The sequence below is a fragment of the Candidatus Hakubella thermalkaliphila genome (genome assembly GCF_013281975.1).
GTDB classification, from domain to species: Bacteria; Actinomycetota; Humimicrobiia; order Hakubellales; family Hakubellaceae; genus Hakubella; species Hakubella thermalkaliphila.
On record NZ_BLRZ01000194.1, the window covers coordinates 1 to 2,245 of the forward strand.

Annotated in this window: 3 protein-coding genes; all 3 read left to right on the plus strand. The window is 46.3% G+C overall.

What is annotated here, in order from left to right; genetic code table 11:
• On the plus strand, positions 1-749 hold a 749-nt coding region (locus HW443_RS10770; RefSeq protein WP_219857247.1), incomplete at its 5' end, for a B12-binding domain-containing radical SAM protein.
• Positions 750-1,088: 339 nt separating this feature from the next.
• Complete coding sequence (locus HW443_RS10775) at positions 1,089-1,802, plus strand: glycosyltransferase family 2 protein (RefSeq protein ID WP_246273141.1); 714 nt, start codon at positions 1,089-1,091, stop codon at positions 1,800-1,802.
• Between the two features lie 254 nt (positions 1,803-2,056).
• Positions 2,057-2,245, plus strand: a 189-nt coding sequence (locus HW443_RS10780; protein WP_176238188.1) for a hypothetical protein, incomplete at its 3' end; no start/stop codon positions are given.

Below are 2,245 nucleotides of genomic sequence, written 5' to 3' on the forward strand. Positions count from 1 at the left end.
CCTTGAGTGTTAGTAAGGATTATGTTAAGAACATTTGCCTTATCATGAAGGAACTGGGGATGCTCTGGGGAGCTCAGGAGCGGGTAAATACGGTCAGTGCAAGCAATCTTCGCGATATGGCTAAATCCGGCTGCGTCCAGCTTGATTTTGGAATTGAATCCGGGTCAAATCGCGTTCTTAACGAAATCGCCAAAAAGAATATTACTGTAGAACAATCTCTGTCCTCCCAAAGACTGGTTAAGAGTTTTGGCATTAGGACTTTTTCCAATTTTATGATCGGCTTTCCGACAGAGACGAGAAAAGAAATGGGGGATACTTTCAAGCTAGCAAAGAAAATAAAATCTGACGAATATATTTTTGCAATACTCATGCCTATACCTGGAACTCCGATTTGGGATATGGTAAATCCGGATATTCCTCCGGACAGGATGAGTGAAATGAATTTCTTCGGCGGAGAGTTGGTAGACCTTTATAATCGCTCGGAAGTAAAGAATCTTGAGAGGGTGAGAACCAAGTTTACAAATTCTTTATATATTAGGAGCAGGTTTAGGAAATTACTCTTCTATCCAAGATTTTTGTTTAAACTTTCGAAGAAGAATTTCTCCAGACTGCCTAATCGAATAGTAATTGATCTTTTGTACGAAATAAACCTGGCTAAAGGTCAGATGATTTATACTCTTAAAAACATAAAGCCTTTGAGAAAAGCGGTAAGAAGTATTAAGAGAAATTTGTATAAACGGAGTTATTGATGGAGAGCAGGTCTGTTTGGAACATTGCGCTTCCCGGTGAGGGGGAGAGCGAAAAGGCAAATATTGAAACTCATCCGGAGACACTTATTCAGCTTGAAACAGGTAAGAATTTATAGGCCAACTATATGGAGGGCTATCATCACAGCCGAGCTTGATAGGTGGGGAATTAGGAGAATATGCGTCTGGGAGTGATATCTCGAAGGCTTACTTCTCGAAGAATAGCGACATCTTTAAGAAGCGCTGGGATGAGAATGGATGGACTGCCTATAAGTATTAAAAATACCTTTTTTCCATTACATTTTGTCCGGTCCGTATGACCCATAATCCAGGGAGGTTCTTTTGAGAGATCTATCCCAGCTCCGCCTGCCGCGTCTCTCCATCGTTATTCCTGTCTACAACGAGAGGGATACCATAGAGGAGATTTTGGATCAGGTGCGCCGCATGGAGCTTCCCGATATGGAGAAAGAAATCATCGTGGTAGACGATGGCTCCACTGACGGGACCAGAGAGATCCTAAAAAGACAGGAGGAAGAGGGGCTCCAAGTTCTCTACCATCCTCGTAATAGAGGCAAGGGAGCGGCCTTGCGCACTGGCTTTGCCGCGGCCAGCGGGGACTATCTGCTCATCCAGGATGCAGATCTTGAATATGACCCCGAGGACTACCGACGCCTGCTCCACCCCATCCTGAAAGGGAAGGCTCAGGTGGTCTACGGATCGCGCTTCACCGGGGAGCGGCGCAACATGCTCTTCTGGCATATGGTGGGAAATCGTTTCCTCTCCTTGCTGACCAATATCCTCTACAATACTACCGTCTCTGATATGGAGACAGGGTATAAACTCTTCTCGCGACAAAGTCTGGAGGGGATTAAGATCCGCTCTGACCGCTTTGACTTCGAGCCAGAAATAACGGCCAAGATTTGCAAGAAGGGCATCCGCATCTACGAGGTGCCCATATCCTATGCTGGCCGGGAAATCAGAGAGGGTAAGAAGATCCGCTGGTGGCATGGGATCACAGCCATCTGGACTCTACTGAAGTATCGCTTTGTGGACTGAAAGAGCTCCTTCCTCGGCTAGTCAGGGGTTGAGGATCTGAGAGGATTTTCCCTTTTTCGAAAAACAATCATGTCACAAGCGTGGCAAGGGTTTTTTATCTCTTGACCTTGACCTTCTCGTATGTCAAGGAGCCGAATTGCATCACCAAAAAAGTACTCGAAATGATATCTTGACGTATGTAAAAAATTACGCCATAATAATCAGAAATGGAACTGCCGAACTCAAATCTCGAACCCGAGTGGGACGATGACAATATGGAGCACATAGCAAGACATGGCCTAACTCCCGAGCAAGTAGAGGAAGTTTACTACGGGGAGGGACCGCTGCCCACCCTTGCTGTACGGAGCAAACGGCAATCTGGCGTCCGGCAGTCGGAGGTCCGCTACCGGCTCTGGGGAACTGATGCTGCCGGGAACTTTTGGGAGGTGATTGTAGCACCATAT